The sequence below is a fragment of the Micromonospora vinacea genome, from assembly GCF_015751785.1.
Lineage (GTDB): Bacteria > Actinomycetota > Actinomycetes > Mycobacteriales > Micromonosporaceae > Micromonospora > Micromonospora vinacea.
Genome location: NZ_JADOTY010000001.1, coordinates 2610119 through 2635304 on the forward strand (window position 1 = coordinate 2610119; position 25186 = coordinate 2635304).

Genomic DNA, 25186 nt, shown 5'->3' on the forward strand with positions numbered 1-25186 from the left:
GCCCGCAATGGCACACATCGGCATCGACCAGCCGGTCGTGACGATGGTCAACGTCTTCACCGTCGAGCCGGCCAACCAGCAGAAGCTCGTCGACATCCTGATCGAGGCGACCGACGCGGTGATGTCCAAGGTCGACGGGTTCGTGTCGGCGAACATCCACGCCAGCCTCGACGGGACCCGGGTCGTCAACTACGCGCAGTGGAAGAGCGAAGAGCACTTCACAGCGATGCTCAAGAACCCCGAGGTCCACCCCCACTTCGGCGAGGTACGCGCGATCGCCACGCCGGAACGCCACCTCTACAAAGTCGTCTACACGGAGGACGCTCATGTCTGACGGAAGCACCGACGTCCTGATCGTCGGCGGCGGCCCGGTCGGCCTGTCGACCGCGCTCTTCCTGGCCCGCAAGGGGATCCGGCCGATCCTTGTCGAACGTCGGCCCCGACTGTCGACGATCCCCCGCGCCACCGGTCTGCACGCCCGCACCGTGGAGATCTTCCGCACCGTCGGCCTGGAGCCGGCCGTGCAGGAGGCCGGCATGAAGATCGTCGGGCCGGGCGCCGAACTCGACCTCGTCCGCGCCGGCCGCGCCACACCACTGGTCATGCTCGGCGCCCAGTCGCTGGCCGACCTCCACAAGTCGTTCGTCATGGAGGCGCACGACGTCGCCTACGACACGTTCACGCCGAGCTGGCCGATCTGGTGCGGCCAGGACCACTACGAGCCGCTGCTGCACGACGCCGCCGTCGAGGCGGGCGCGGAGATCCGCTTCCAGAACGAGCTGGTCGGGCTGACCCAGGACGAGGACGGGGTCACCGCGACGGTCAACGACAACGGCACGACACGCACCATCCGGGCGCGCTACGTCGTCGCCGCCGACGGCGTGAAGAGCCCCGTCCGGAACATGCTCCAGATCGGGGACCGCAGCAACGGCGTCGCCGGGAACTTCGTCAGCATCATCTTCCGCGCCAAGGTCGACCTGCCCGACACGGCACCCCGGTTCACGCTGATCTACCTGATGAACCAGCTGGCCCAGGGTCTGCTGCTCTTCATCGAGCCGGGGCGGTGGATGTTCGGCGTCAACTACTACCCGGAGCGGGGGCAGTCACCTGCCGACTTCACCCCGGAGCGCTGCGTCGAGCTGGCCCGGATCGCGGCCGGCGACCCCGAGCTGGAGGTCGAGGTCGAGTCGGCCCAGCCCTGGGACGCGCGGCACATGGTCGCCGACGCGTACCAGGCAGGGCGGGTCTTCCTCGCCGGCGACGCCTGTCACGCCCACCCGCCGGCCGGCGGCTTCGGCGTCAACGCCGGCATCCAGGACGCGCACAACCTGGCATGGAAGCTCGCCGACGTGCTTCAGGGCCACGCCGACGAGAGCCTGCTCGACTCCTACGAGGCCGAACGTCGTCCGGTCGGCGCCGCGACCGCCGACCAGGCGTGGATGCTCTTCCGCACCCGGGGTCAGCTCGCCGACGAGGACAAGGCCGCCTATCGGGACTTCGTCATCGTGACGATGGGCTACCGGTACACCTCGAACGCGATCGTCGGCGCGCCCGCCGACACCGAGCTGCTGCCCCGCGAGCTGACCTTCACCGGCCAGCCCGGATCGCGTGCCCCGCACGGCTGGGTCGACCAGAACGGCGCTCGGGTCTCCACGATCGACGTGCTGACCGAGGGCTGGACGTTGGCCACGGCTCCCGGCGACGACGCGTGGCTCGCGGCGGCCGAGGCGGTCTCGGCGGAGACCGGGCTCCCGATCAGGGCGCTGACCGCCGGCCCCGACGGTGACCTCGCCGACGACGGTTCGTGGCTGGCGAGCTGTGGCGTCGGCCCCGGCGGGGCGCTGCTGGTACGCCCCGACGGCATCGTCGCCTGGCGTAGCGCCGGCCCGGTCGACGACCAGGCGCAGACCCTGACCGCCGCCCTGGCCACGATCCTGCGGGGAGCGTGAACACATGTCCTACCGCGCCCTCATGGTCATGCGGATGGCCCCCGGCCACGCCGACGCGGTCGCCGAGCTCTTCGCCGAGCACGACAAGGGCGACATGCCCTACGTCGTCGGCATCTCGCGGCGCACGCTCTTCCGCTATCAGGACCTCTACATGCACCTGCTCGAGGCCGACACCGACGTCTTCGACAAGCTCCTCGCGGCCCGAGCCCGCGCGGACTTCCAGGAGGTCAACCGGCGCCTCTCGGCCTACCTGCAGCGCTACGCGCCGGACAGCATGACCGAGTTGCAGGACTCGAAGGCCACGCCCTTCTACACCTGGAGCCCCGAGACAGGGAGCATCACGTGACGCTGACCCGCCGCGACATCAACGACATGATGCAGGCATACAAGAAGACGAGCCTGCTGCGCACCGCTGTCGAACTGGGCGTCTTCGACGCCCTCGCCGCGGGCCCGGCCACGGCCAGCGGGCTCGCTCCGAAGCTCGGCATCCACCCGCGAGGCGCGCGGATCCTGCTCGACGCGCTCACCGCGATCCGTCTCACCGACCGGACCGGCGAGCACTTCTCGCTCACCCCGGCGGCCGCCGACCACCTGGTCAGCACCCGCCCCGACTACCTGGGCGGAATGGTCAAGGTGATGTCGAGCGACTGGGAGTGGGACGCGCTACGCGACCTCAGCGCCGCCGTCCGGGCCGGCGGCACAGTGCTCGACGTGCACGCCGAGACCCCGGAGTACACCTACTGGGAGGACTTCGCCGCGTACGCGACGAAGGTCGCCCAGCCGACCGCCGAGGTGATGGCCGAGGCGCTCGCGCCGTGGACGAAGGAGCGCGCCGAGCTCGACATCCTCGACGTCGCCTGCGGTCACGGCGTCTACGGCTACACCCTCGCGCAGCACAACCCCCAGGCGGCGGTGACCTCGCTGGACTGGCCCAACGTGCTCGCCGTGACGGAGAAGCACGCCGAGCGGCTCGGTGTGCGCGACCGGGCGTCGTTCCTGCCGGGTGACATGTTCACCACCGATCTCGGCGGCCCCTACGACGTCGTGCTGCTCACCAACGTCACCCACCACTTCTCCGAGGAGCGGGTGCACGAGCTGGTGAACCGGCTCGGTTCCGTGGTCAAGCCGGGTGGGCGGCTGGTCATCGTCGGCTTCACCACTGGCGACGAGTCGCCGGCCCTGGACCCGGCGCCGTACCTCTTCTCGGTGCTGATGCTGGTCTGGACCTTCGAGGGGGAGTCGCACTCCGTCGCCGCCTACAACCGGGCCCTCGCCGCGGCGGGCTTCGGCCCGGCCACCGTCCACCCGACGGATCTGCCGTTCCGAGTGCTCGTCGCAGAGAAGGGATGACAATGCATCGGCAACCGATCGTGAAGGTCGCCGCCACCGACGTGCCCGGCATCAACCGGATCGGCGGCGAGGTGCGGATCCTGCTCAGCCCGAAGACCGTCGACGCGACGGAGGGCTTCATGGGCACGGTCCGGCTGGAGCCGGGCGAGTTCCTGGCGGAGCAGTACAACCCGTACTCGGACAAGTTCTGTTATCTGGTGCGCGGCGAGGTCGTGATCCGGGTCGACGGCGCGGAAGTCAAGCTCGCGGCCGACGAAGCGCTCATGGTCCGTCGCGGCCAGCGGCACCGCATCGTCAACGCCGGTGGGGAGACCGCGCTGATCGTGTTCCAGATCAGCCCGCTCGCGCCGCGCCCCGAACTGGGCCACGTCGACACCGAGGAGGTCCCGCACCCCGAGTCGCCGGTGCCGCAGGTCGGCGGCGTACGCGACGGGTGGCAACGACCGACGGGAGGAAACTCATGAGCCAGCTGACCCTCGACGACCTGCGTCGGATCCTGGAGACCAGTTCCGGTGTGGTCGAGCAGACCGACTGGGCCGATCCGGCGACGCTCGACGCGCCGTTCGACGACCTCGGCTACGACTCGCTCGCGCTGTTGGAGCTGGCGGCGCGGGTGCAGCAGGAGTACGAGGTGCGCATCCCCGACGACGCGGTGTCGATCATGAAGACGCCGCGGCTCGCCGTCGACTACGTCAACCAACGACTCGCGGATCGGTGACCCCATGGCCGGACACACTGACAACGCGGTCGTCATCAACGCACCGTTAGACCTCGTCTGGGACCTGACCAACGACATCCCCAACTGGCCCTCCCTGTTCAGCGAGTACGCCAGCACCGAGGTGCTCTCGACGTCCGCCGACGGTGCCGTCGTCTTCCGCCTGACCATGCACCCCGACCCGGCCGGTCGGGTCTGGAGCTGGGTCTCCGAGCGGGTGCCCGACCGCACCGACCGGGTGGTGCGGGCACGGCGGCTGGAGACCGGCGCCTTCAAGTACATGAACCTGTTCTGGGAGTACACCGAGATCCCGGACGGCGGGGTGCGGATGCGGTGGGTGCAGGACTTCGAGATGCGGCCGGGTGGGCACGCCGACGACGAGGGCATGGCCGCCCACCTCAACCGGACCACACGTGAGCAGCAGGCACGCATCCGGGAGATCGTGGAGAAGGCCGCGGCCGAACGCGGGCAGTCATGACCGCCACCGTCAACACGCCCGTCGGCAAGAGCTGGCTGATCTGCCCGGGCTGCCGGGCGTTGCTCTACCAGCGCCGGGTCGAGCGCAACCTGGGCGTCTGCCCGGAGTGCGACCACCACGACCAGGTCACCGCGCACCAGCGGATCGAGCAGCTCTTCGATCTCGACTCGGTCGAGGAGCTGCCACCGGTCGGCGCCTTCGGCGACCCGCTCGGGTTCGTCGACACCAAGCCCTATCCGCAGCGGATCGAGGCCGCCCGCCGGCGCACCGGCCTCGACGAGGCGGTGGTCTGCGTCCGGGGCACTGTCGAGGGGCAGCCGTTGATCGCGGCTGTCATGGACTTCCGGTTCCTCGGCGGCAGCCTCGGCTCGGGCGTCGGTGAGCGGATCACCCGGGCGGCCGAGTTGGCGCTGGAGACCCGTACGCCGCTGCTGATCGTCAGCGCCTCCGGCGGTGCCCGGATGCAGGAGGGCGTGCTGTCGCTCATGCAGATGGCCAAGACGAGCGCGGCGCTCGGCGCCCTCGACGAGGCCGGGGTGTTGACGATCTCGCTGGTCAGCGACCCGACCTACGGTGGCGTCGCGGCATCGTTCGCGACGCTCTGCGACGTCATCCTCGCCGAGCCGGGCGCGCGCCTCGGCTTCGCCGGGCCGCGGGTCATCCAGCAGACGCTGCGTCAGCCGCTGCCGGCCGGCTTCCAGACCGCCGAGTACCTCTTCGTGCGCGGCATGCTCGACGACCTGGTGCCCCGCTCGTACCTGCGGCAGACCATCGGCCGGTTGCTGGCCTTCGCGGGGGCGGAGCGGTCCGCGCCGGATCCTTACCGGGTACGGGCGACCGCGCCCCCCGAGTCGGCGGACCCGTGGGCGGTAGTGGCGTTGTCCCGCGACCTCGGTCGTCCCTCCACCTTGGACTACATCGGCCACTTCGTGGACGGTTTCGTGGAGCTGCACGGCGACAGGCTCGCGAGTGACTGTCCGGCGATCGTCGGCGGCGTCGGCCTGATCGACGGGCGACCCGCCGTGGTGATCGGCCACCAGAAGGGCCACACCGTCGCCGAGGTGGCCAGTCGCAACTTCGGCATGGCCACACCGGCCGGCTACCGCAAGGCGGCCCGACTGATGCGCCTGGCCGAGAAGCTCGGGACGCCGATCGTGACGCTGATCGACACACCCGGCGCCTACCACGGCATCTCGGCGGAGGAGAACGGACAGGCCCTCGCCATCGCCGACAGCATCCGGCTGATGGCCGGGCTGACGGTTCCGGTCGTGGCGGTCGTGACCGGCGAGGGCGGTAGTGGGGGCGCGCTTGCCCTCGGCGTCGGCAACCGGGTGCTGATGCTCGCCAACGCCACGTACTCGGTGATCAGCCCGGAGGGCTGCGCCGCGATCCTCTGGAACGACTCCGGTCGGGCCGACGAGGCAGCCGCGCAGCTCAAGCTCCAAGCCGGCGACCTGCTGGCGCTCGGCATCGTCGACGGAGTGGTTCCCGAACCGCCCGGTGGGGCGCCGGCCGATCCCGGGGCGACCGCGTCGGCCGTACACCGGGCGGTTGTCGACGCCTTGGCGGAGTTGGCCGGTCTCAACCGCGAGGAGGTGCGGGCCCATCGCCGGGCCCGCTTCCGACAGATCGGAGGTGTGACGAATGTCGGAGGGTGACGCCGACCCGCTGGACGCCGCGGTCCGCAGTCTCGCGCGGCTGATCGGATCGACGCCAGGTCCGGTCCGTCGTGCCCGGCTCCAGCACGGCGACCTGGTGGTCGAGGTGGAGTGGCCGGAAGGCACGCCTGGGGTGGCCGCGACGGTCCCGGCGGTCCCGCTGGTGGAGGCCGACGCCGGCCTGCACTACGTGTGCGCGCCGATGGTCGCGACGCTCTACCTCGCGCCGTCGCCCGGTGCCGACCCGTTCGTGAGTGAGGGCGACCATGTCGTGCCCGGCCAGCAGGTCGCGATCCTCGAAGCGATGAAGATGATGATCCCGGTCGAAGCCGACCGCGCGGGCGAGGTCGTGAAGGTGCTGGTACCCAACGCGACTCCGGTCGAGTACGGCGAACGGTTGATCGCCTTAGCTGTTTCGGAGGGCTGACAGTGTTCGAGTCGGTGCTGATCGCCAACCGGGGCGAGATCGCGGTCCGGATCGCCCGGACCTGCCGGGAGATGGGGCTGCGTACGGTGGCGGTCTACTCGACAGTCGACCGCGACTCGGCGGTGGTGCGGCTGGCCGACGAAGCCGTCCAGATCGGGCCGGGTCCGAGCCGACGCAGCTACCTGAGCGCCCCGGCCATCATCGAGGCGGCCCGTCGCACGGGGGCCGACGCGATCCATCCGGGCTACGGATTCCTCTCCGAGGACCCGGACTTCGCCGAGATCTGTGAGGCCGACGGGATCACGTTCATCGGGCCGCCGCCCGCCGTGATGGCCGCGCTGGGCGACAAGGCCCGGACGCGGGGCATCATGGCGGGCCTCGGCCTGCCGGTGCTGCCCGGCACGACCGACGCCGTCGAGTCGGCGGCTCACGCCCGCGTGGTGGCGGAGGAGATCGGCTTCCCGCTGATCATCAAGGCGGTCGCCGGTGGCGGTGGTCGGGGGGTACGGGTGGTCCGTGACCCGGCCTCGTTCCTGGGCGAGTTCGCCTCCGCGCGGGCCGAGGCGCAGCTGCTCTTCGGCGACAACCGGGTCTACATCGAGCGCTACCTCGAGTCGGCCCGCCACGTCGAGGTCCAGGTGCTCACCGACCGCTACGGCAACGGCATCCACCTCGGCGAGCGCGACTGCTCGGTGCAGCGGCGCCACCAGAAGCTGATCGAGGAGTCACCCGCGCCCGGGTTGCCGCAACACATGGTCGACCGGATGACCGCCGCCGCGGTCACCGGCGCGCTCGGCGTCGGCTACGTGGGCGCGGGTACCTTCGAGTTCCTGGTCGGCGGCGGGGACGACTTCCATCTCATGGAGGTCAACTGCCGGCTCCAGGTCGAGCACCCGGTCTCCGAGCTGGTGACCGGCGTCGACCTGGTGCGGCAACAGATCCTCGTCGCGGCCGGTGAACGGCTCGCGCTGACGCAGGCCGACGTGACGCAGCGCGGCACGGCGATCGAGTGCCGCGTCAACGTCGAGGACCCGACGCGCGGCTTCGTACCGACGCCGGGTGAGCTGACCCGCTTCGACCTGCCCGCCGGCCCGTTCGTCCGGGTCGACACGCACGGGTACGCCGGTTACCGGGTGCCGGCCGACTACGACTCCCTCCTCGCGAAGGTGGTCGTCTGGGCGCCCGACCGCACCCAGGCCCTGGCCCGGATGGCCCGCGCCCTCGACGAGTGCGCCATCGAAGGGCCAGGTGTGGCCACCACCCGGGAGTTCCTCCGATCGACGCTCGACCACCCACTGTTCCGCGCCGCGAAACACGACACCTCGCTGGTCGACACCATGCTCACCGGCCTCCAGCCGGACACCACCGAGGCTCCAGGGCGCCACTAACCGAAGGGTTCACACTGCTGCCGGTTCGCGGGTTTGCGGCCCGTGCGTCCACGCGGGCGCCTGCGGACGGAAGGTGGCCGACATGGCAATTGACAACGCTTCTCGAGGTGTCAGCCGACGGCGATTATTGGCCGGAGTCGGCGCGGGGGCGCTAGTGGCCGGCACCGGGGGAGTCCTGCTCGACGCGGCGCCCGCAGCGGCGGCGTTCTCCAACCGGTTCGGTCGGATGTTCCCGTCGCTGCCGGCGTTCGGGTCGGCGACGACCCAGATGCGGAACGCGCTGATCGACCTGTCGCGCGTCGGCGGCCCGATGGACGCCCGCGACCCACTCAGCGTCGGCGCGGAGGCGCTCGCCGACCTGCAGCAGCACAGCATCAACGACCCCGACAACTTCTCGATCCCGCAGGGCATGACGTACTTCGGGCAGTTCGTCGACCACGACCTGGCCTTCGAGACGACGGCGCCGCTGGGCACGCCGGTCGACCCGACCACTGTGCCCAACCCGCGGACTCCAGCCCTCGACCTCGACTCGCTGTATGGCGGCGGGCCGACCGGAAACCCGGAGCTCTACAACTCGGCCGATCCGGCCAAGCTCAAGATCGAGTCGGGCGGGCGCTTCGAAGACCTGCCGCGCAACTCCAGTGGCAGGGCGATCGTCTTCGACGTCCGCAACGACGAGAACCTGCCGATCGCGCAGATCACGGCCGCGTTCATCCTCTTCCACAACCGGGTGGTCGACCTGGTGCGGGCACAGGGCACCCCGGCGGCCCAGGTCTTCGGCGCCGCACGGCAACTCGTCACCTGGCACTACCAGTGGATCGTGCTCAACGAGTTCCTGCCGCTGATCGCCGGCCCGGGCACGGTCTCCACAGTGCTCAACGGAGGCCGCCGCTTCTACAAGCCGGAGCCGAACGCGACGTTCATCCCGGTCGAGTTCACAGCGGCGGCGTTCCGCTTCGGCCACAGCCAGCCGCGACCCGCCTACCTGGTCAACCGGACCGGCAACGGCGGCGACGAGTTCTACGCCATGCTCTTCGACCCGGCGCTGAGCGGCGCCGACCCGGCCGACCTGCGCGGTGGGAAGCGGGCCGCCCGCCGCTACCTCGACTACCAGTTCTGGTTCCAGTTCTTCGACGGCCAGGTGCGGTGGAGCAAGTGGATCGACGTCCGCAACTCGACGCCACTGTTCGGCTTCCCGCTGCCACCGCCGCCCTCCGGCTCCCCGTCGGCCAACCTGCTCGGACGTGACCTGCTCCGTCAGCTCACCTTCGGCATCCCGTCGGGCCAGCGGATCGCCGCACACATCGGGGCGCCGGCACTCGGCAGCTTCAACTTCCCGGAGCTCAGTGGGTACGGCCTCGGCCTGGACTCCAACACCCCGCTCTTCTACTACATCCTCAAGGAGGCACAGCTCCAGGCCGGTGGCGGTTCACTGGGGGCGGTCGGTGGGCGAATCGTGGCGGAGGTGCTCATCGGCATCGCCCAGCTCGACCCGGCCAGCTACCTGAAGGTGCAGCCCAGCTGGCGTCCGACCCTGCCGGCCCGCTTCTCGGGCCAGTTCACGATGGCCGACCTGCTCACGTACGCGCGGGTCGACCCGGCCAGCCGCAACTCCTGACGGCGCTTGCTCCGCACCCGGGCCCGGGCGGCCCGGTGTGCGGAGCACGAGCCCGGTTGAACGGGACTCCAACGGTCCTCGACGCGGCTGGGGGAGGGTGCGGGCATGACTGGCGACTTCAGCGATTTCAAGGTGGCGGATCTGTCGTTGGCGGCCTTCGGGCGTAAGGAGATCGAGCTGGCCGAGCATGAAATGCCGGGTCTGATGTCGATCCGGAGGGAGTTCGCCTCGCGGCAGCCGTTGAAGGGTGCGCGGATCACCGGCTCGCTGCACATGACCATCCAGACGGCGGTGCTGATCGAGACGCTGGTGGCGCTCGGCGCGCAGGTCCGGTGGGCGTCCTGCAACATCTTCTCCACGCAGGACCACGCGGCGGCGGCAATCGCGGTCGGCTCGACCGGCACCCCGGACGCCCCTGCGGGTGTCCCGGTCTACGCCTGGAAGGGCGAGTCCCTCGACGAGTACTGGTGGTGCACCCAGCAGGTGCTGCTCTGGCCGGACGGGCAGGGCCCGAACATGATCCTCGACGATGGTGGTGACGCCACGCTGCTGGTGCACAAGGGTGCCGAGTTCGAGGCCATCGGGGCGGTCCCGTCGCCGGAGAGCGCCGACTCGGAGGAGTACGAGGTCATCCTCGGTGTGTTGACGCGGTCGCTGCGGGAGGACAACCGCCGCTGGACGCGGGTCGCCGCCGGGATCAAGGGGGTGACCGAGGAGACCACGACCGGTGTGCACCGGCTGTACGAGATGCAGCAGGCGGGGAACCTGCTGTTCCCGGCGATCAACGTGAACGACTCGGTGACCAAGAGCAAGTTCGACAACAAGTACGGCTGCCGACACTCGTTGATCGACGGGATCAACCGGGCCACCGACGTGCTGATCGGCGGGAAGGTCGCCGTCGTGTTCGGCTACGGCGACGTCGGCAAGGGCTGCGCCGAGAGTCTGCGTGGTCAGGGGGCGCGGGTCATCGTGACCGAGGTGGACCCGATCTGTGCCCTCCAGGCGGCGATGGACGGCTACCAGGTCGCGACCATCGACGACGTGGTCGAGACCGCCGACATCTTCGTGACCGCCACGGGCTGCTTCAGCGTGATCACCAACGAGCACATGGCGCGGATGAAGCACCAGGCGATCGTGGGGAACATCGGCCACTTCGACAACGAGATCGACATGGCCGGTCTCGCGAAACGCGGAGACGTCGAGCGGATCACCGTGAAGCCGCAGGTGGACGAGTGGCGGTTCGCCGACGGCCACTCGATCATCGTGCTGTCGGAGGGTCGGCTGCTGAACCTGGGCAACGCCACCGGGCACCCGAGTTTCGTGATGTCGAACAGCTTCGCCAACCAGACCATCGCGCAGATCGAGCTGTTCACCAGCACCGACCAGTACCCGATCGGTGTCCACACCCTCCCCAAGCACCTGGACGAGAAGGTCGCCCGACTCCACCTCTCCGCGCTGGGTGTCCGCCTGACCGAACTGACCAAGGAACAAGCCAACTACCTCGGCGTCCCGGTCGAAGGGCCCTACAAGCCCGACCACTACCGCTACTGAGAGGGCCCGCCCCGCATGATCGCCGTATCTGGCTCGATCGCGACCGACCATCTGATGCGCTTCCCGGGGCGGTTCGCCGAGCAACTCATCGCCGGCAGCCTCGACACCGTCTCGCTCTCGTTCCTCGTCGACGACCTCGTCGTCCGTCGCGGCGGGGTCGCGGCCAACATCGCCTTCGGGCTCGCCCAACTCGGGCACCGGCCGGTGCTGCTCGGCGCGGTCGGTGGCGACTTCGGCGACTACCGCAGCTGGTTGGAGCGGCACGGGGTCGACTGCTCGGAGGTGCAGGTCAGCGCCATCGCGCACACCGCCCGGTTCATCTGCACCACCGACACCGACCTCTGCCAGATCGCGTCGTTCTACCCCGGCGCGATGGGCGAACCCGACCGGATCAGCCTCGACGGTGTCGCGGCGCGCGCCGGTGACCTCGGGCTCGTCATCCTCGCCGCGGAGAACCCGGACACGATGCTCGCCCGGGCTGCCGCCTGCCGCCGACTGGGCCTGCCCTTCGCCGCCGACCCGTCACAGCAACTGGCCCGGATGCCGGCGGCCGACATCGAGGCGATGATCAACGGCGCTCGTTACCTGTTGACGAACGAGTACGAGGCGGCGCTGCTGGAATCCAAGACCGGGCTGAGCGAGGACGACATCCTGCGCCGCGTGGGCGTACGGGTGGTGACCCTGGGCGCCAACGGGGTACGGATCACCGGGCAGGACGGCGACTTCCTGGTGCCGGCGGCGCGGGTGGGCGGCATCGTCGACCCGACCGGTGTCGGCGACGGCTTCCGGGCCGGCTTCTTCGCCGCGCTCGCCGCCGACCTGCCCATCGAGCGTGCGGCACAGGTGGGCTGCGTCCTGGCGGCGCACGTGCTGGAGGTCGAGGGCCCACAGGAGTACACAATCGACGCCGACGCTTTCGAGCGCCGCATCGCCGACTCCTACGGCCCCGACGTCGCGGTCGACGTGCGCGCGCTGGGTCTGGCCCGGGTCTGACCGCGCGACGTCGACGCAGACCGGTAGTGGCGTCAGGTGCGCAGGGTGTGGCTGGGGCTGCTGCCGTAGGCCGCGCGGTAGTCGGTGCTGAAGCGTCCGAGGTGGGTGAAGCCCCAGCGCCTGGCGATCATGGTGACGGTGACACCGGTGGCCGGGTCGGCGGCCTGCAGGTCGCGGTGCGCGCGTTCGAGGCGGACCCGGCGGACGTACTGCATCGGGGTGGTGTCGTGGTGGCGGCGGAACGCGAGTTGCAGAGCGCGGGGGCGAACGCCGGCCACTGTGGCGATCTGGTCGACAGTGAGCGGCTGGTCGGCGTTGTCGTCGACGTAGGCGACGGCTCGGCGTATCGCCCGGGGAGTGACGTCGCCGACGGCCCGCAGGACCGCGGCGTGGGCGGTGTTGGGAAACACGGCCAGCACCGTCGCCGCGAGCAGGTGGCGGGCGTTCCCGGCGATCAGTGGGTTGGCCATCAGGGCAGGGTCGGAGAGGACGCTGCGGGTCAGGTGGGAGACGGTCTGGGTCCAGTGGCGACCCAGCGCCGTCGAGATCGGCCTCGAGCTGTCGAAGCACAGGTCCGCACCGCTGATGCCGGTCTCCGCATGGGCGACCTTCTCCAGCAGGGCGCGGGGAAGGCGGGCGACGAACGTGTCGACGTCGTCGTAGGCGAGGTCCTCGGCGTGGTCCGGCAGGATCAGCATCACGTCCCCGGACCGCAGGCGGTACTCGTCCTTGGCCCTGGCGACGGTGAAGCGACCGCCCATCAGGTGGGTGATGTTCAGGTCGCCGTCCGGGGCCGTCTGGACCTGCGTGCGCGCCGAGTAGTGCAGCCGCGTCACGCCGACGTCGGCGAGCGTGGTGGTGACGGCGCGTAGGCCGGCTCCGTCGCGGCCCCCACCGGAGGACCGCACCTTGATGTCGAGGAATGCCCGCCGGACGAAGTCGTGCGCCTCATCGGTGTCGCTGGTGGCGTAGCGGTGCCAGTGCGGGCCCGAGTAGACGGTGCCGTCTGTCATGTCGAGGCCTTCCCTGCCCAGGACTCCGCAGCCGTTCTATCCACGATACGCATCACCTTCGCGGCAGGCGTAGCGCGCGGCCCGCTCGCATGGCGATACGGCCCTGGCTGCGGATATGCAGCACGTGGATCGCCGCTCGGGGCCGTTGCCAGGGTGATCCGGCGGGTGCCCTTGGTCAAGCAGTCGGGCAAGGGCACCCGCGTCCAACGGTTCACGTCTCCGTCCGCGGCAGTGGCGCGGTCGGAGAAAGCCCAGGTTCATGACAACGCCTCTCATCGTCCGTCTGCGGGACCTCCTACCCCGGCAGCTCCCGACACCACGTCTCATTTCGTCTGACATCCGGCCCGGTGACTCAGAGATAGGGGAGCGTCGGGCTCCTGAGGAGCGTGCCCCGACACCCGGTCGCGGAGGCGTCTGCCCCATCGACGAGTGTTCACACCTTGGCAGGGGTCCGCGCCTCCGCTACCGTCCATGGGAACGCTCCCATGAACTTAGATACATCTATGTGATCTGGAGGCAACACGTCGTGGCTATCCTCTCCTCGCTCCGCCGCAGATCGGCGGCCATCAGCGTGGCGGCCGTCGCGGGCGCCACCGCCGTCGGCGTCTGCCTCGCCGTCAGCAGCGCCTCCGCCGGCACGCTGTCCGGGTCGCTCTACCGCGACCCGAGTTCGGCAGTCGTCCGCTGGGTCGCCGCCAACCCCGGCGACTCGCGTACGGCCGTCATCCGCGACAAGATCGCGAGTCAGCCGCAGGCGCGCTGGTTCGCCAACTTCAATCCCTCGACAGTGCAGTCCGAGGTCTCCGGGTTCATCGGGGCGGCCAACGCGGCGCAGCAGATCCCGGTGCTGGCCGTGTACGAGATCACCAACCGGGACTGCGGCGGAGCCAGCGCCGGTGGCGCGCCGGACCTCAACCAGTACCAGACGTGGGTGTCCAACTTCGCCAGGGGACTGGGCAACCAGACCGTCATCATCATCCTGGAAACCGACTCGCTCGCACTGCTGACGTGCCTCAGCAGTGCGGAGATCAACGCGCGTAACCAGGCGATCTCGACGGCCACCCGGACCATCAAGTCGGGCAACGCCAACGCCAAGGTGTACCTCGACGGCGGCCACTCCACCTGGAACAGCGCTGGTGAGACGGCCAACCGGCTCCGGGCGGCCGGCGTGCAGTACGCCGACGGCTTCTTCACCAACGTGTCGAACTACAACTCCACCTCCAGCGAGGCGAACTTCGGTCGGGCGGTCATCTCCTCCCTCAACGGCATGGGGATCTCGGGCAAACGCCAGGTCATCGACACCAGCCGTAACGGGGGCGCCAGCGGGGACTGGTGCGGCGACGACAACACCGACCGGCGCATCGGGCAGTACCCGACGACCAACACCGGCGATGCCAACATCGACGCGTACCTGTGGGTGAAGCCGCCGGGGGAGGCGGACGGCTGCCGGTTCACGGCCGGTTCGTTCCAGCCCGACCTGGCCTTCAGCCTGGCCAATGGCGCGCCCAACCCGCCCACGACCACCCCGCCGACGACGCCGCCGCCGACGACCACTCCCCCAACCACGACCCCGCCGACGACCACGCCGCCGACCACCCCTCCGAACACCACCCCGCCAGCCGGTGACGGCTGCTACGCGTCGATCGCGGTCAACCAGTGGGCTGGCGGTTTCACAGCGAGCGTGACGGTCACCGCCGGCAAGTCGGACATCAACGGCTGGACCGTGACCGTCGCGCTGCCCGGCGGCTCGGTCACCAGTGCCTGGAACGCCCAGGTCAGCGGCACCAGCGGAACCGTAGGGTTCACCAACGTGAGCTACAACGGACGAGTCCTCGGCCGGCAGTCGACCAACTTCGGCTTCCAGGGCACTGGCACCGGCCCGGGCGTGTTGGCCGACTGCGTGACCAGCTGACCCCAGCCGCTGCGGCGGGCCCGGCGTGGAGGACCACTCTCCGCGCCGGGCCCGCCCCCGTCCTGGTGTGCGAGCCGGGCCGCGCCAGTTATGTCCGCACGCTGGTGGCCTCTGACTCCTCGGCATCGCGTCCGTGGGCCGGCCGAACCGGCCAATCGCCGCGGTCGGTTCTGTGCTGTCTCCTCCTGCGGGACATCTCGTGGCCGGCGAGCAACGCGATCGCCGCCGCCGTCAGCAGGCCACCGAACAACGGGATGACGCGCACTCCGGCCGTCGCCAGCAGGCCCGCGCCGATGAACGAGCCGGCAGCGAGGCCGAAGTTGAACGCGACGCTGAGGCTGGCCGACGCCATGTCGGTGGTCGACGGGGCCACCTGCATGACGCGGTGCTGGATTCCCGCGATCAGCGAGCTGAACGACATCCCCGCCACGGCGAGCAACGGGATCGTCAACACCTTGCTTGCGCCGACTCCATAGAGGCCGAGCATCGCGGCGGTGAGGAGCCCGAGTAGGACCAGCACGACACCGAGTGGAAAGCGGTCCAGGAACCGACCGACCGCCCAGGTGCCGGCCACGCCGAACGAGCCTTGCACGAAGAGCAGCAGGCCGAGAGATGCTGCGGCGAATCCGCTGACGTCGAGGAGGAAGACGGTCATGTAGGTGAACGCGCCCATGGCGCCGGTGACGGCGAGGATGGTGGCGATCAGGAGCACGACGAAGCGGCGCCGGTCCGGCATCGGCCCGACGTCACCCGCACTCTGCTGCGGTGTGACGCTCGGCAGGAGCAGGGCGACCGCGACGCAGGTGACGAAGCCGAAGATGGCCATCGCGACGAAGGCGGCCCGCCACCCGGCCTGCCCGCCCAACCAGGTGCCCAGTGGCACGCCGAGGACGGGGCCGAGAGCGTTGCCGATCGACAGTCGAGCCACGATGCGGCCTCGGATGTTCGTGGGGAACATCGAGATCGCCACCGGAAACACCACCGCCCAGAAGACACCGTTGGTGGTGGCGGACACCAACCGCGCGGCGAGCAACACCTCGTAGGAGGTGGCGAAGGCCGACACCGCCGTCGCCGCGGCGAACACACCGAGGGCGCCGGCGAGCAGTGGGCGCCGCGGCACTCGCCGAGTGACCCGGGTCAGCGGCAGGGCCACGATCATGACCACCACGGCGTACCCGGTCACCAGCAGACCGGCCTCGGACCTGGAGCGTCCCAGGTCCGGCGCGATCAGCGTGAGCAACCCGATCGGAAGCACCTCGGTGGTGACGTAACAGAAAGTGGCGGCGGACAACGCGGCGAGGGCATAGACCGCACGTCGTTGGTGCGTCATCGGCTACCTCCCAGGTCTTGGACGAGTGGAACGAGCAGCAGTCACACACGCGGGCGTCATGATTCCGGTTAACTGGGGTTCGACGGTAGCATAGGCAGACGTCCATCCCTCGTTCTTTCGCGCTGCGAAGCCACAGGCGTACGCCGAATTCAGGCACGAGGTGTGGGCGTCAGGAGTAACCGCCTTGGAAGGCTTAGCTGGTAGCCTTGCCGCATGCCTCTCGACGTGTGCCAGCTGCCGTTGGTCGGCGGGCACCCGGCACTCGATCTGGCCAACACCCTCGAACGAGGGGGTGAGTCGCCGCACGACTTCCTGACCGACAGTTCCGCTCTGCTGCGCTGGTCGGTCCGGGTGGCCGTGGTCAGCGACGCGGAGGCCGAGCAGGTGGGCCGGGCATGGCGCGACGAGCCTGCGGCGGCGCACGCGGGACTGGCCACCGTGCGCGACATCCGTGAAGGCCTCCACCTTGTGCTGCTAGCGACGATCACCGACGCGGACGGTGGCACGGTGGGCGACCCCATCGCGGCCGGTGCCGCACTGGTCGCACTACATCAGCGCTGGTCCGGCGCAGCCGCCCGAGCAAGACTCACGCTCGACTCGTCCCGGGTGCGGCTGGCCTACGGCACGGTGCCGGCCATGTTGGTGCCCGACCGGATCGCCGAGGCCGCCCTCGACGTCATGCTGACGGCCGACCTGACCCGGGTGCGCCGCTGCCCGGTGCTCCAAGGTGGCTGTGGCTGGCTCTTCCTCGATCAGAGCCGCAACGGATCCCGCCGCTGGTGTCGCATGGCCGACTGCGGCAACGTGGTGAAGGCGCGACGGCTCACCGAGCGTCGCCGCGCCGCCCGGCCCGGTCTCCTCGGGTAGACGACGTGGTGCTCGTCGTGGAGAGGTGTACTTCAGGCGTGGTTCCACCGGTCAGACGAAGAGTTGCCGAAGCCGGGCCTCGATGAGCGGGAGTCCGTCGACCGGCACGTCGTAGTGGCCGGCCCCTTCGAGCACGCCGAGGTTGATGTCGTTCCCGTTGATCAGCATCTTGTTGACGGTGGCGTAGGTGACCGCGGCCGGGCTGGTGATGTCGTCGGTGCCGTACAGCCACAGGATCGATCCGGGCAGCGTGGAGTTTTCCAGCCGTCCCTGGTTCTCGGCGTAGAACCGCTGGTTCTCAGGCAGCGCGTTGGGCGCGTCGCCGCGTACACCTGGGTAGGTGTCCAGGCGGTGCGCCGGGTCGTCGCGCAGGTAGTTCAGGATGTCCTGCCGGACCAGCCGGTTCAGGTCGGTCAGGCAGGCCCGCGAGTTGTCCCGGTAGATCCGCAGCATGTTCGGCCCGTACACCTGCCCGGGGTCGATGCCGTAGCCGGCGAGCTGCTGCGTCCGGGTGAAGTAGATCGTCTCCGCGTTGGCGAACACCAACTGGTCGATCTGGTGCGCGGTTGGCTCCCGGCCAGACCCGGCGGCGGCCCGGATTTCGCGCCACAGGACCTGGTTCATGGCTGGCACGTCCGGCACCGGGGCGAGGGTGATCGTGCCCCGGTAGTCCAGGGCCGGGTCGACCTGGCTGGCCTCCTCGGCGTAAGAGGCCGCGGCCAGTGCCGCGAACCCGCCCTCCGACCACCCCGCCGGCACCCACTGGCCGGACAGGCGGGCGCCGAGGTACCGCTGCGCCGCCACCGCCGCGTAGATCATCGATTGGCCCTCGCTGGACAGGTGGTAGTAACCGTGTCCCTCAACAACGCCCCGGTCGAGGTAGCCGAGCCCTTCGTAGTCGGGCGCCACGATGGCGATCCTCATCCCGAGGACGGCGGCGAACAGGGCGGCGTTCGGACCGTCTGCCCAGACGCCTCGCTGCTGCAACTGGACGCTGGGCGCGCACTCCGGCGCCCAACCGACCGTGCCGTGCCCCCACACCAGCAGCGGCCACCCGCCCGGCGGCGGCGCTCCGGTCGGCACGAACAGCATCGCCGTCGCGTCAACCTGCCCGCCGCGGATCCCCGGCATCCGGTATCCGATCAGTTCGCCGTCGGCCACCGCCGATATCTCCGGCGGCACGTTCTGCAGGGCGGTGGGGGTTCCGGTCAGGTCGCCGGCGCGCGGCAGGCCGTTGCCGCCGGGTCCGTCGGCCGCCCGGGCGGGTGCGGCGAGGCAAGCCGCGAGTAGCACAACCAGAAGCAGCGGTACGGCGAAAGCGGGCCGGCGCGACGCCTGGCCGTCCCGGGTCACCGGCTCACCGTGACGACCTCGGAGGTCCCGAGCCCGCCGCCTCGTCGCCTGGGTGGATCACCCCGCACCGGTGACTCCACCATCGCTTCCTCCACCCCGGTATCGAGTCGACCCAAGGAACCGGTCCAGGGACGCTTCAAGGTTGGCTGGCTCTGCGACTGAGCGTATGGCGCTGGCGGCCTGCGGCTCCGGCAAATCGACGATGTGCCGTTCGGAGCCCGGCCATCATCAGCTACTGGGACAGCACGCCCGCCGCGTGGCTCTCACCGGTCTACGGCGGCTGGGCGCTGTACTCCTCAAGCGGATGCCAACGTGGGTGAACCGGTGACCGGCTGAGGAGCGACCTGCGAGCGAGGTCAGTCTGCTGTCGGGGCGGAAACCTGCCACAGGGCACTGACCGGCATGGCGCGGAGTCTGTCGCCGAACGGCAGCGTGGAGGTTCCGGTATAGAGGACGATGCCGGCGACGAAGTCGTCTCCCAGGCGGTCGGCGAGTCGGCGTAGCCCGCGGAAGTCGTCGGGCCCGACGGTGGTGGCTGCTTTGACTTCGATCCCGATCACCTGGCCGGTTCTGTTCTCCAGCACCGCGTCGACTTCGTACCTGCTCTGGTCGCGGTAGTGGGACAGGTCGACGAACTGCCTGGACCAGGTGAGCTGGCGGGACAACTCGGACAGGACAAATGATTCGAGCAGTGGCCCAAACGGTGTGCCCGGCCGGAGCAGAGCCCGGGCGTCGGTCGCGGTCTCGTTGGCGGCGATGCCCGAGTCGACGAAGATCAGTTTTGGCGCGGCGGTGGCGCGGGTGCCGAGGTTGCGGGACCAACCGGGGATCCGCTTGATCAGGAAGATCTCTTCCAGGGCTTGGAGGTAGCGGGCGATCGTGGGCCGGCTCAGTCCGAGGGCGGATTCGAGGGAGTTGGCGGTGATGATGGTCGCGGACCTGGCCGCGAGGAGGCGTACCAGCTTTCGGAGTTCGCCCTTGTGCTGGATGTCGGACAACTGCCGGACGTCGCGGTCGATGAGCGCCTGGACGTAGGCGTCGAGGAATCGTTGGCGGCGGCGCGGGTCGGTTCGGGTGGTGGCCTCGGGTAGGCCGCCGCGCACGATTCGGGCCGCGTAGTCGGCGCGGGTCACGTCCGACTCGTGTCGCAGGTCCGCGCCGAGCGTGAAGACGGCGTCGACGAATCCGTCCGGTGCTCCCTCGAGTTCGCCTTGGGAGAACGGCCAGAGCTCGACGGTTTCCATTCGGCCGGGCAGGGCGTCCGGGGCGGCCACCATGCCGAACAGGCGAGACGAGCCGGTGAGCAGGTACCGACCGGGACGGGGGTCCTCGTCGACGGCTGCCTTGATGGCCAACAGGAGTTCCGGAGCGCGCTGGATCTCGTCGATGACCAGGAGTTCGGAGGAGTCCACGAACCCGACCGGATCGGCGATCGCCGCCGCCCGGTCCTGAGCCCGATCAAGATCGCGGCGCTCGGCCAGACGATCGCCGGCGACGATGCGCACCAGGGTGCTCTTGCCCGACTGCCGTGCTCCGCTGATCAGAACGACACGGGTGTCAGCCAGGGCGGCGTCGACCTGCGCAGCGGCGCGGCGGGGGATCAGATGCGGTGGGGGCATGGCGTAAGGATACCGGGGTGGTTTCGATCTGCGAGGGTTGCCGCGTTCAATTTGCGGCTCACGCCGTGTTCGGAATGCGGGTCATCGGTATTCGATCTGCGGGACCGCTGAGGCGGCGCGCTGGCTCTTCCCTGAATTACGACAGACGCCCCGTGCGGTGCGTTCAGGTCCGGGTGAAGCCGAGTGCCCTGTATCCGGGCATGCGGCGTGAGAGTGAGGCGGCGAGGATGGGTGAGGCCGGGGCGCGGTAGTCGTGGACCTCGGCGACGTCCTTGCCGAGGCGGCGCGGATACATCATCGACGATCTGGATGTTGCGGTTCTCGTCGAGGGCCAGTCGCCGGTGCACCTCGGCGAGCGCGCCGAGTGCGTCAAGATCGACGTCACCGGGTTGGAATGTGGTCTCGTGGATGAACAGCGCTCGACGGGGTCCGGCGTCGGCGTGCATCGCTGCCGCGAGGGTGCCTTGTTCCTCGCCGGTCCCTTGTCCAGACAACGCCTCAACGTCCTCTGGGCCTGCATCCGCGACAGGACCCCTACCAGCCCAGACCGCCAAGATCAGCAGGGTCGGCGCCATGCGAACTCGCGTAGAGACTCCCTGGGCTGGGAGAACAGGGGTTCGGGTGACGTGGGTGATCGTGGGCCACTCCCTGCCACCCCAGGCGAACCCCAAGGTCGCTAGACTTGGCCCTCGCGCCCCCGTAGCTCAGGGGATAGAGCATCGGTTTCCTAAACCGTGTGTCGCAGGTTCGAATCCTGCCGGGGGCACCTCGAAGGCTGGCAGCCGTGGTGGTTGCTTGTCGGTCCTCTGCATCATTTCGCGCGAATCCGATGGGAAACCGGGAATTCGGCAGCCTGGTCACGGAGTCGTTCCCGGCAATGGCGACTGTGCGCCGACGGCCCCTGAGTATCAAAAGCCAGGGAGGTGAGTCAACGTTCAGTTTTGCTGGTACTCCCACTATTGATGCCGTTAACGTGCCCGGCGGGTCGCGGAGCCCTCGACGTAACGGTTCGCGCATTCCCCGGCTTCGATGCTAGGAGGCGGCACTGGAAGAACCGGTTCGGCGGCACCACGCCTGGCCGCACTGGCGGGGCAGGAGAGGAACTCCGCGCCACCGTCTGCGGAGGGCCTATTGGACTCGCTGACCAACCGGGAGCGTGAGGTGGTTGCGTTATTGGCGGATGGCCAGAACAATCGCGGTATTGCGCGGAGATTGAACATTTCGGAGCGCATGGCCCGAAATCACCTCAGCCGAATATTCTTGAAGCTCGGCGTGCAGGATCGGCTCCGCGCGGCGCTGGTGGCACGTAGATTGATGGGTCTCTCCGGGGACCTTGCTTAGAAGGGGCGTTCGTGCACCCGAAGGGAGCGGTAGAAGGTGCCCGGCTGCCGGTTCGGCCGCTGACCCACAGCGAGTTGGTCGCCGTCGACGTCGTCGTCGCCGGGCTGCTCGCCACTGTCTACCTGACCGCCCTGCCCCGGTCGAGCACGCTTCCCGACTGGCTGCACGCCGTTCTGGTCTCCCTGATCGCACTCCCCGTCGCAGTCCGCAGGGTCTGGCCAATGCCAGTCTTCGCGAGCGTCGCCCTCGCATCGATCGTCAGCGTGTCATTGGGGATTCTGCCGGACCCGCTCCTCGCGGTCGCCCTCACCGCTTACACGGCTGCGGCCATCGGTGGTCATCGGAGCCGTCGCAGCTGGCTGGTGATCGTGTCGTCCAGCGCGGTTCTGACGTTTCTGGCCGTCGCCACCGGGTCGCCCCAACCGTGGCCGAGTCGATTCGGAACACTGCTGCCAGGCCTCGCCCTGGTCGGAGCCTCCTGGGCCGCTGGAATCGCTGTTGCGCAGCGGCGAGCGTACGCGGTCTGGCGCGCTGAGGACCGGGTTGAGCGAGCGGTCTCCGACGAACGACTACGAATTGCCCGCGAGGTGCATGACATCGTGACGCACAACCTGGGGGTGATCGCGGTCAAGGCAGCGGTGACACGGCACCTGGCTCGGGACCGGCCGGCGGAGACGCTGGCCTCGCTCGCAGTCATCGAGCAGGTCAGCCGCGAGGCTCTCGCCGAGATGCGGCAGGCACTCCGGCTTCTCCGGGACAGCGACGAACCCCGCGGACCGGCTCCTGGTTTGCCCGACGTCCCCGCGCTGGTGCGCCGTGCCGAGAAGGCCGGCCTGACCGTCCGGAGCGAACTGCCGGAGCAGGACGATGTCCCGTCGGGCGTGTCGCTGACCGCTTACCGGATCGTCCAGGAGGCACTGACCAACGTCATCAAGCACGTCGGGCCGACCCGCTGCAGCCTGACGATCCGGAGCACCGGGAGTGAGCTCCTCGTCGAGGTCGCGGACGACGGACCGGTGGACGGCCGGCCGATCCGCCGTTCCGCAGCGGAGGGGTTCGGCCTGGCCGGTATGCGGGAGCGGGTGGAGATGCACAACGGTGATATGACGGCCGGGCCGCTGGCGGCCGGCGGCTTCCAGGTCCAGGTGAAGATTCCGCACGCACCAATGGATGGTCAGCGGTGATCCGGGTCGCGATCGCCGATGACGAGCCCGTGTTGCGCGAGAGCTTCCGCCTGCTGGTGAACTCCGATCCGGAGTGCACGGTCGTCGGGGAGGCGGAGGACGGCGCGGCCGCGGTCCGGCTGGCGAAGAGCAGGCGGCCGGACGTCATGCTCATGGACGTGCGCATGCCGCACACCGACGGCCTTGAGGCCACTCGCCTGATCACCGGCGACCAGGCCACCACGGACGTCCGGATCTTGATTCTGACCATGTTCGACCTGGACCCGTACGTCTATTCGGCCCTGCGCGCCGTTGCGAGCGGCTTCCTGCTCAAGGACATCGCCCCCGCAGATCTGCTGGCAGCCGTCCACGTGGTGGCTGGCGGGCACGCGCTCTTCGCGCCCAGCGTCACCCGACGGATGATCGCTCGATTCAGTGCGCCCGAGGCCATTTCCGACACGGCTCGCCTGGATGTCCTGACGAACCGGGAGCGCGAGATCCTGACGCTTGTCGCCAACGGCCTCTCGAATACCCAGATCTGCGACCGCGAGCACATCAGCATGGCCACCGTGAAGACTCACCTCAACCGGATCCTGGCCAAGCTCAGTCTCCGCGACCGCGCCCAACTGGTGATCGCCGCCTACGAGAACGGGCTGGTCAGTGCCGGGGCGCAGGCCGAGGTCAGCCGGCATCGCGGAGGGCTTCTCTGAGCGAGGTCGGGTCAGCCGTCATGCGTCAGTGCGGAGGGGGCATCTGTCATGCATCACGGCGACGGATCAACCAGTACCCCATTGCTGCGGCCGTGAGCGTCCAGAGTAGAAGCACGAGGATCCCCTGCCCGGCGGTCAGTTCGCCCGAGTCGGCCGTCACCTGCATCGCGCGCATGCCGGCCTGGTCCGGTAGGAATTGCGCTACCGGCTTGGTGCCGGAGATCGTGCCGAGCGCCGGCCCCACCACGAAGAACAGCGGCATGAGGATGCCCAGTGTCAGTGCGGTGCTGCGTAGCAATGCCGCGACTGCGGCGGAGAAGACGTTGATCAGTACGACGTACGCGACTCCGCCGAGTACGGCCCGCGTGGCCCCGGGGTCGGACAGGCTCGCCCCATGTGGTCCCAACGCACTCTCGGTGATCAGAAACGACGCGATCACGGCTGTCCCGCCGACGATCAGCGCGACTGCCGCCACGACCAACAGCTTGGCCAGGTAGAACAGGCCCCGGGTGGGCACCGCCGCCAGCGAGGCGCGGATCATCCCGCTCGTGTACTCGGAACTGAACACGAGCACCGCGAACACGACGAAGGCCAGATTGCCGTAAAAAAGGGCGTTGAACCCCGAGTTGATGGGGTTGAAGTCCGACGCCAGCATGTTGCTACCGCTGTCGATGGCGTTTCGGGTGGACAAGCCGCCTGCCAGTGCCAGACCGAGACTGATGACCAGCGCCAGTGGCAGCGTCACCAGACTGCCCACCGTTGACCGTGCCTTGATCCATTCCGAGTGCAGGACTGCGGGTACCGTGTTGCTGCTCACCGGCTTGCCTCCGTGATCCCGCCGCGATACTCGACGGCATCGGCTGTCAACTTGATGAACGCGTCCTCCAGCGAGGCAGTACAGGGCGTGAGCTCGGTGATTATCACGCCTTCGTCCCGGCCGACCGCGCCGATCTGCTCCAGCTCGGCGCCCAGCGCGTGCAGTGTGCCGTCCCCCGCCTCGGTTACCTGGATCCCCCGGGCGGTCAGGGCGCTGCGTAGGCGCGCAGCCTCGGGTGAGCGCAGCCGGATGTACGAACCCGCATGCTGGGCCACGAAGTCACTTGTCGGGATGTCGGCGAGCATCCGCCCCCGGCCGATGATGATCAGGTGATCGGCGGTGGCCGCCATCTCGGTCATCAGATGGCTGGACAGCAGCACCGTGCGCCCCTCGGCTGCCAGCCCCGTCAACAGCTGCCGGATCCACCGGACCCCCTCCGGGTCGAGCCCGTTGATCGGCTCGTCCAGCAACAGCACTGGGGGATCGCCGAGCAGCGCGGCGGCCAGCCCGAGCCGCTGTGTCATGCCCAGCGAGAACCCCCGAACCCGCTTGCTGGCGACGCTCTCCAGCCCGACCATCTCGATCACCTGACGCACTCGCTGCCGCGAGATGCGGTTGCTGGTCGCCAGGCTGAGCAGATGGTGGTACGCGGATCTCCCAGGGTGCGCCGCGCGGCTCTCCAGAAGCGCACCGACCTGCCGTAGGGGCTCGGTCAGTTCGCCGTACTCCTTGCCGTTGATTCTGACGTGCCCCGACGTGGGCCGGTCCAGTTGCAGCATGAGCCGCATGGTGGTGGACTTCCCGGCCCCGTTGGGCCCGAGAAAGCCGGTGACCCGCCCTGGCGTCACCGTGAAGGTGAGCCCGTCGACGGCAGTTTTGGCACCGTAGTGCTTGGTCAGCTCAGTCGCCTCGATCATGCCCTCAGCCTGACGAC

The 25186-nt window shown here is 69.3% G+C and carries 24 protein-coding genes and 1 tRNA gene; 19 read left to right on the forward strand and 6 right to left on the reverse strand.

Annotation, left to right across the window (positions count from 1 at the left end):
- Positions 1-7 precede the first annotated feature (7 nt).
- The 13 genes from IW249_RS12535 to IW249_RS12595 all read left to right on the forward strand — a co-directional run bounded on the left by IW249_RS12535 (position 8) and on the right by IW249_RS12595 (position 12127).
- A complete protein-coding gene (locus IW249_RS12535; RefSeq protein WP_130406888.1) occupies positions 8-334 on the forward strand; it encodes an antibiotic biosynthesis monooxygenase family protein in 327 nt (108 codons plus the stop codon).
- On the forward strand, positions 327-1949 hold the full coding sequence (locus IW249_RS12540) for an FAD-dependent oxidoreductase (RefSeq protein WP_196920885.1): 1623 nt from the start codon (positions 327-329) through the stop codon (positions 1947-1949). The genes IW249_RS12535 and IW249_RS12540 overlap by 8 nt, the downstream gene beginning before the upstream one ends.
- A 4-nt stretch (positions 1950-1953) precedes the next feature.
- On the forward strand, positions 1954-2295 hold the full coding sequence (locus tag IW249_RS12545; RefSeq protein ID WP_196920886.1) for a TcmI family type II polyketide cyclase: 342 nt from the start codon (positions 1954-1956) through the stop codon (positions 2293-2295).
- Positions 2292-3299 (forward strand): class I SAM-dependent methyltransferase, encoded by a 1008-nt coding sequence (locus IW249_RS12550; RefSeq protein WP_238690777.1) that lies wholly within the window; start codon positions 2292-2294, stop codon positions 3297-3299. The genes IW249_RS12545 and IW249_RS12550 overlap by 4 nt, the downstream gene beginning before the upstream one ends.
- Before the next feature lie 2 nt (positions 3300-3301).
- Entirely contained in the window at positions 3302-3763 is a 462-nt protein-coding gene (locus IW249_RS12555; RefSeq protein ID WP_091394919.1) for a cupin domain-containing protein, read from the forward strand.
- Complete coding sequence (locus tag IW249_RS12560) at positions 3760-4017, forward strand: acyl carrier protein (RefSeq protein ID WP_091394916.1); 258 nt, start codon at positions 3760-3762, stop codon at positions 4015-4017. The genes IW249_RS12555 and IW249_RS12560 overlap by 4 nt, the downstream gene beginning before the upstream one ends.
- A 4-nt stretch (positions 4018-4021) precedes the next feature.
- Complete coding sequence (locus IW249_RS12565; protein ID WP_196920887.1) at positions 4022-4492, forward strand: SRPBCC family protein; 471 nt, start codon at positions 4022-4024, stop codon at positions 4490-4492.
- Complete coding sequence (locus tag IW249_RS12570) at positions 4489-6150, forward strand: acetyl-CoA carboxylase carboxyltransferase subunit alpha (RefSeq protein WP_196920888.1); 1662 nt, start codon at positions 4489-4491, stop codon at positions 6148-6150. Before IW249_RS12565 ends, IW249_RS12570 begins: the two co-directional genes overlap by 4 nt.
- A 97-nt stretch (positions 6151-6247) precedes the next feature.
- Positions 6248-6577, forward strand: a complete 330-nt coding sequence (locus tag IW249_RS12575; protein ID WP_196920889.1) for an acetyl-CoA carboxylase biotin carboxyl carrier protein — start codon at positions 6248-6250, stop codon at positions 6575-6577.
- Between the two features lie 2 nt (positions 6578-6579).
- Positions 6580-7965: an acetyl-CoA carboxylase biotin carboxylase subunit gene (locus tag IW249_RS12580; protein WP_196920890.1), complete on the forward strand. Its 1386-nt coding sequence runs from the start codon at positions 6580-6582 to the stop codon at positions 7963-7965.
- Between the two features lie 154 nt (positions 7966-8119).
- On the forward strand, positions 8120-9583 hold the full coding sequence (locus IW249_RS12585) for a peroxidase family protein (protein ID WP_196920891.1): 1464 nt from the start codon (positions 8120-8122) through the stop codon (positions 9581-9583).
- Between the two features lie 105 nt (positions 9584-9688).
- Positions 9689-11134 carry an adenosylhomocysteinase gene (gene ahcY / locus IW249_RS12590; RefSeq protein WP_196920892.1) on the forward strand — a complete coding sequence of 482 codons (1446 nt, stop codon included), beginning with the start codon at positions 9689-9691 and terminating at the stop codon, positions 11132-11134.
- Between the two features lie 15 nt (positions 11135-11149).
- Complete coding sequence (locus IW249_RS12595) at positions 11150-12127, forward strand: carbohydrate kinase family protein (RefSeq protein WP_196920893.1); 978 nt, start codon at positions 11150-11152, stop codon at positions 12125-12127.
- A gap of 32 nt (positions 12128-12159) precedes the next feature.
- Here the strand turns inward: IW249_RS12595 and IW249_RS12600 are convergent, their stop codons facing one another.
- Positions 12160-13140 carry an AraC family transcriptional regulator gene (locus tag IW249_RS12600; RefSeq protein WP_196920894.1) on the reverse strand — a complete coding sequence of 327 codons (981 nt, stop codon included), beginning with the start codon at positions 13138-13140 and terminating at the stop codon, positions 12160-12162.
- Positions 13141-13666: 526 nt separating this feature from the next.
- Here IW249_RS12600 and IW249_RS12605 point away from each other — a divergent pair.
- Entirely contained in the window at positions 13667-15052 is a 1386-nt protein-coding gene (locus IW249_RS12605) for a glycoside hydrolase family 6 protein (RefSeq protein WP_196920895.1), read from the forward strand.
- A gap of 88 nt (positions 15053-15140) precedes the next feature.
- On the opposite strand, the gene IW249_RS12610 is transcribed toward IW249_RS12605, so the two are convergent.
- Positions 15141-16382, reverse strand: a complete 1242-nt coding sequence (locus IW249_RS12610) for an MFS transporter (protein WP_196920896.1) — start codon at positions 16380-16382, stop codon at positions 15141-15143.
- 213 nt (positions 16383-16595) lie between these two features.
- Here IW249_RS12610 and IW249_RS12615 point away from each other — a divergent pair, with 213 nt between their 5' ends.
- Positions 16596-17249, forward strand: a complete 654-nt coding sequence (locus IW249_RS12615) for a CGNR zinc finger domain-containing protein (protein ID WP_196920897.1) — start codon at positions 16596-16598, stop codon at positions 17247-17249.
- A 51-nt stretch (positions 17250-17300) separates the two neighbouring features.
- Here the strand turns inward: IW249_RS12615 and IW249_RS12620 are convergent, their stop codons facing one another.
- Positions 17301-18602, reverse strand: a complete 1302-nt coding sequence (locus IW249_RS12620) for a hypothetical protein (RefSeq protein WP_196920898.1) — start codon at positions 18600-18602, stop codon at positions 17301-17303.
- 356 nt (positions 18603-18958) lie between these two features.
- Positions 18959-20221: an ATP-binding protein gene (locus IW249_RS12625; protein ID WP_196920899.1), complete on the reverse strand. Its 1263-nt coding sequence runs from the start codon at positions 20219-20221 to the stop codon at positions 18959-18961.
- 693 nt (positions 20222-20914) lie between these two features.
- Between IW249_RS12625 and IW249_RS12630 the strand changes: the two genes are divergently transcribed.
- The 4 genes from IW249_RS12630 to IW249_RS12645 all read left to right on the forward strand — a co-directional run bounded on the left by IW249_RS12630 (position 20915) and on the right by IW249_RS12645 (position 23435).
- Positions 20915-20987: transfer RNA gene (locus IW249_RS12630), tRNA-Arg, on the forward strand.
- Between the two features lie 263 nt (positions 20988-21250).
- Positions 21251-21562 (forward strand): LuxR C-terminal-related transcriptional regulator, encoded by a 312-nt coding sequence (locus IW249_RS12635; RefSeq protein WP_196920900.1) that lies wholly within the window; start codon positions 21251-21253, stop codon positions 21560-21562.
- A gap of 11 nt (positions 21563-21573) precedes the next feature.
- Complete coding sequence (locus IW249_RS12640; protein WP_196920901.1) at positions 21574-22746, forward strand: sensor histidine kinase; 1173 nt, start codon at positions 21574-21576, stop codon at positions 22744-22746.
- Positions 22743-23435, forward strand: a complete 693-nt coding sequence (locus tag IW249_RS12645; RefSeq protein ID WP_196920902.1) for a response regulator — start codon at positions 22743-22745, stop codon at positions 23433-23435. The genes IW249_RS12640 and IW249_RS12645 overlap by 4 nt, the downstream gene beginning before the upstream one ends.
- A 46-nt stretch (positions 23436-23481) precedes the next feature.
- On the opposite strand, the gene IW249_RS12650 is transcribed toward IW249_RS12645, so the two are convergent.
- Entirely contained in the window at positions 23482-24252 is a 771-nt protein-coding gene (locus IW249_RS12650; RefSeq protein WP_196920903.1) for an ABC transporter permease, read from the reverse strand.
- Entirely contained in the window at positions 24249-25169 is a 921-nt protein-coding gene (locus IW249_RS12655; protein ID WP_196920904.1) for an ATP-binding cassette domain-containing protein, read from the reverse strand. The genes IW249_RS12650 and IW249_RS12655 overlap by 4 nt, the downstream gene beginning before the upstream one ends.
- Positions 25170-25186: the final 17 nt, after the last annotated feature.